This window comes from Sporosarcina sp. E16_8 (assembly GCF_017347095.1).
GTDB lineage: Bacteria > Bacillota > Bacilli > Bacillales_A > Planococcaceae > Sporosarcina.
In genome coordinates, this window is the sequence record NZ_JADPRZ010000097.1 from 1 (window position 1) to 3,696 (window position 3,696).

Here is a 3,696-nt window from a genome sequence, read left to right on the forward strand (position 1 = left end):
CTTGGCCGAGTTCGTTGGAAAGCTCCAGGCCTTTGTTGGACACTCAAGAGAGTTTGTTGGAAACCTCCACGTTGGTTGGACACTTTGAGGATTTCGTTGGACACTTCGCCGAGTTGGTTGGAAAGCTCGGGGCTTTGGTTGGACACTCCAGAGAGTCTGTTGGAAACCTCCCCGTTGGTTGGACACTTTGAGGATTTCGTTGGACACTTGGCCGAGTTCGTTGGACAGCTCGGGGCTTTCATTGGACACTCTAGAGGGTTTGTTGGAAGCCTCCCCGTTGGTTGGACACTTGGCCGAGTTCGTTGGACAGCTCGGGGCTTTCGTTGGACACTCCAGAGAGTTGGTTGGAAAGCTCGGGGCTTTTGTTGGAAACTTCGAAGGGTTTGTTGGAAACCTCCCCGTTCGTTGGACACTTTGAGGATTTCGTTGGACACTTGGCCGAGTTGGTTGGACAGCTCCAGGCGTTGGTTGGACAATTCGAAGAGTTCGTTGGAAACCAACAAACTCAATGATCTCGGTTCACTATATAAGTCAAAAAATGCTTCAAAAATGTCGTATTACGTGGTATTTCTTGCAGCGTTTCCATCGCAAAACAGTAATGTTCCCACATCGCTTTTCTGGCACCGACAGTACCTAGGATTGATACAAATGTCGTATTGTTGTTTTCAACATCTTTCCCAATGGCTTTTCCGAGTACGTTCTGATCTCCTTCAACATCAAGCAGGTCATCCTTAATCTGAAATGCAATGCCAGCATGACGGGCGAATCTTTTCAACGCTTCCATTTCCAACTCCGTTGCATCGCCGAGAATGGCAGGCATTAGGAGAGAAGCTTCAAATGCGATCCCGGTCTTATAAAAGCACATCTCATTCAATTGTTCAATCGTCAATGATTTCCCTCTGGAATCCAAGTCCATCGCCTGTCCCCTACAGATATCCCCAACGATTTGGGACGAATATCGAATCAAGCGTAGCACCGTTTTCGGGTCGTACTGGTCAAGAGTAGATTGTTCTTCAACTGCTTTTTGGGTCAGGAAAAGTCCAGTTAATTCAGCTATAGCAACGTCATACACCTGATGTAGAGTTTGACGCCCTCTACGCGTGGGCGCATTATCCTGGGATGGCAAATCATCAAAAATAAGGGATGCCGTATGCATATATTCCAATGATCTCAGAAGTGGCATGATTGACGACTCATTTAGCCCGTATCCGGTAACTCCCATTACCCAAGTCATAATTGGCCTTAGTCGCTTTCCATTACCTGCCAGACTGTAATTTGCAGCATCGATTATCGACTCTTTAATCAAAGAGCCATTCCGTACCTCTAGAATAGGTAAAAATTTGTTGATTTGATTGCGTACAGTTTCGACCGTCTCTAAAAAGGCTTCCTGCTCATTGCGTTCACTTTTCAGATTCGTAATCATATGATCTCGAAGCAGTTTATCAAAGAAATCCACATCATCCGCTTTTCGAACCATACTTTGGATGACTTTATTGAATGAAGGATTTCCCGAAGCAAATAAACGCATCACTTCGTTGTACTTTTTAGTGCCCTTTCGTTTTTTAAATCGTTTCAGCCCGTTTATGGCACGGTCAAGGATCACCTCACGCGTCTTGCTATCTGAGTGATAGACGTTATGGATCAAATTGAAGATGACCGTCCAGTACAATTCATAGGGATTTATGAGATCCGAGCGCTTATCATGATAGTTCATATAATAGGTATAAGGTGTGACTCTTCCTTCATCTAAGTCATCAAACATGTCCGCAAAATCATCCGCCAGCTGGTTGTAAATCCCATATAAAAATGTTCGGTTATCGAAGCCCGCGTCCCCAGGAGCACTTATTACTGAACGGGTAATCAATCGTGAAGAAGAGGATTTTAAAATGACAGGGATATAAAGCTCTGCATTGGTGTAATTCGCATTGGATAGATCCTTGACGCGATCCACTTCCTGGGCATTAAAAAACACATAGGACTGCTCGAAAAAACTTTTTCTTGTCTCTTGTCGCTGAAGGCCCTTAATATACTCAAAGGCATCTCGGAGTTCCGAATGGGCAAATCGGATGAATTCCGCGTTTTTCCCAGTCCATTCTCCCAATTCAGGAACAGATCCTGTGATAAGAGTGGACCGTATTAATTCGGAATAACGTTTTTTCTCTAGATTGGATAAAACGCTGGCATCCAGAAGGTCGTCTATGAATGGATACGTCAGACCATAGGAATACCCAAGCCTAATCGCCTCATCAAGTTTCCGGGTACGTTCTCCAGGCGTAATGTCAGCGTCCATTTCTTCAACCACATGCAGGATTACCCCGGCTATGATTTTGATAAGTTTTCGCTTGGCTTCCTCAGCATCCATGCCTTCTGGAATATGGGCGGATACAGTCTTTAATTTGTCCATCGCCCAGATCATGGTGGATTCAACGCCCTCTTTCTGGGCGAGCCGATACATCCCAGCCATGCTAAACATCTCCAAATTGCTCCCAGGATTTTTCGGATTGGAATCAATTAGGTAATTTTTCAAACTATCAACTGTACGTCGAACCCTGGATTGCGTATCAGGCGAGTCCAAGGCTTTACCCAAATCTCGCATGTAAATATAAGAAATGCTCCGATCCAAGTAATTATCTAGTTTACCTGCGTAATCCAGCCATTGGATATAAGTGTGATACCCCTCTGAACCAGTTTTCCGCTTGCTACGCGAAAAAATAGATAAGAACGGGAGAGGATGAATATGGTTCTGTTTCCAAGACTGTATATCTTTTATCAAAACAGGGACAACCGTTTTTTGCACGAGCTGTTCAGAAAGTAATTTAAAATAGTGGGCAGCCTTCTGCTCAGCCAGCAGATAGCATGCATCGGCGCTTTTCTTTAACTTCTCATCCATACGAATCAATACCTCATCTAAATGTATTATTGATCAAATCAATAGTGCTAATCTAAACACTATCCAAAACTTTTCACAAAAACTATATTTATTTTATTCAAGAAAGAGATACACAGACTTTAAAAGAAACAATCAGCCTAAAAAATAGTGCTTGTGCATAAAACGAAGAACAGCAACTCAAACAAGTTGATCAATCAGTCAGCACTAAAGCTGATTTCAATTGCATTATTATCAAATTGTAGCGTAAACTACGCATTTTTTCACGAATAGCGTACCTAACGTTCATTTACGAAATCATAGCCCGTCGAAAATCTGAGGAGGTTGGTTGGAGATAGGATGCGGATAGTTGGCATCTACGGGTTTTTGTTGGCCACTTTGAGGATTTCGTTGGACACTTGGCCGAGTTGTTTGGACAGCTCGGGGCTTTCGTTGGACACTCCAGAGGGTTTGTTGGAAACCTCCCCGTTGGTTGGACACTTTGAGGATTTCGTTGGACACTTGGCCGAGTTTGTTGGAAACCTCCAGGCCTTCGTTGGAAACTTCGAAGGGTTTGTTGGAAACCTCCACGTTGGTTGGACACTTTGAGGATTTCGTTGGACACTTGGCCGGATTGGTTGGAAAGCTCGGGGCTTTTGTTGGAAACTTCGAAGGGTTTGTTGGAAACCTCCCCGTTGGTTGGACACTTTGAGGATTTCGTTGGACACTTAGCCGAGTTGGTTGGACAGCTCGGGGCTTTTGTTGGAAACTTCGAAGGGTTTGTTGGAAACCTCCACGTTGGTTGGACACTTTGAGGATTTCGTTGGACA

Annotated in this window: 5 protein-coding genes; 4 read left to right on the plus strand and 1 reads right to left on the minus strand. The window is 44.2% G+C overall.

Annotated elements, in window-relative coordinates; translation table 11 throughout:
* Positions 1-191, plus strand: a 191-nt coding sequence (locus I2484_RS20780; RefSeq protein ID WP_207152955.1) for a hypothetical protein, incomplete at its 5' end; no start/stop codon positions are given.
* Between the two features lie 8 nt (positions 192-199).
* Complete coding sequence (locus I2484_RS20785) at positions 200-418, plus strand: hypothetical protein (protein WP_207152956.1); 219 nt, start codon at positions 200-202, stop codon at positions 416-418.
* An 87-nt stretch (positions 419-505) separates the two neighbouring features.
* On the opposite strand, the gene I2484_RS20790 is transcribed toward I2484_RS20785, so the two are convergent.
* The gene (locus tag I2484_RS20790; RefSeq protein WP_207152957.1) at positions 506-2,890 is read right to left on the minus strand and encodes a polyprenyl synthetase family protein; all 2,385 of its coding nucleotides are present in this window, start codon (positions 2,888-2,890) and stop codon (positions 506-508) included.
* 387 nt (positions 2,891-3,277) lie between these two features.
* Here I2484_RS20790 and I2484_RS20795 point away from each other — a divergent pair, with 387 nt between their 5' ends.
* Both I2484_RS20795 and I2484_RS20800 read left to right on the plus strand, forming a co-directional pair.
* Positions 3,278-3,475, plus strand: a complete 198-nt coding sequence (locus I2484_RS20795; protein WP_207152958.1) for a hypothetical protein — start codon at positions 3,278-3,280, stop codon at positions 3,473-3,475.
* Positions 3,476-3,483: 8 nt separating this feature from the next.
* Positions 3,484-3,681: a hypothetical protein gene (locus I2484_RS20800; protein WP_207152959.1), complete on the plus strand. Its 198-nt coding sequence runs from the start codon at positions 3,484-3,486 to the stop codon at positions 3,679-3,681.
* Positions 3,682-3,696 lie beyond the last annotated feature (15 nt).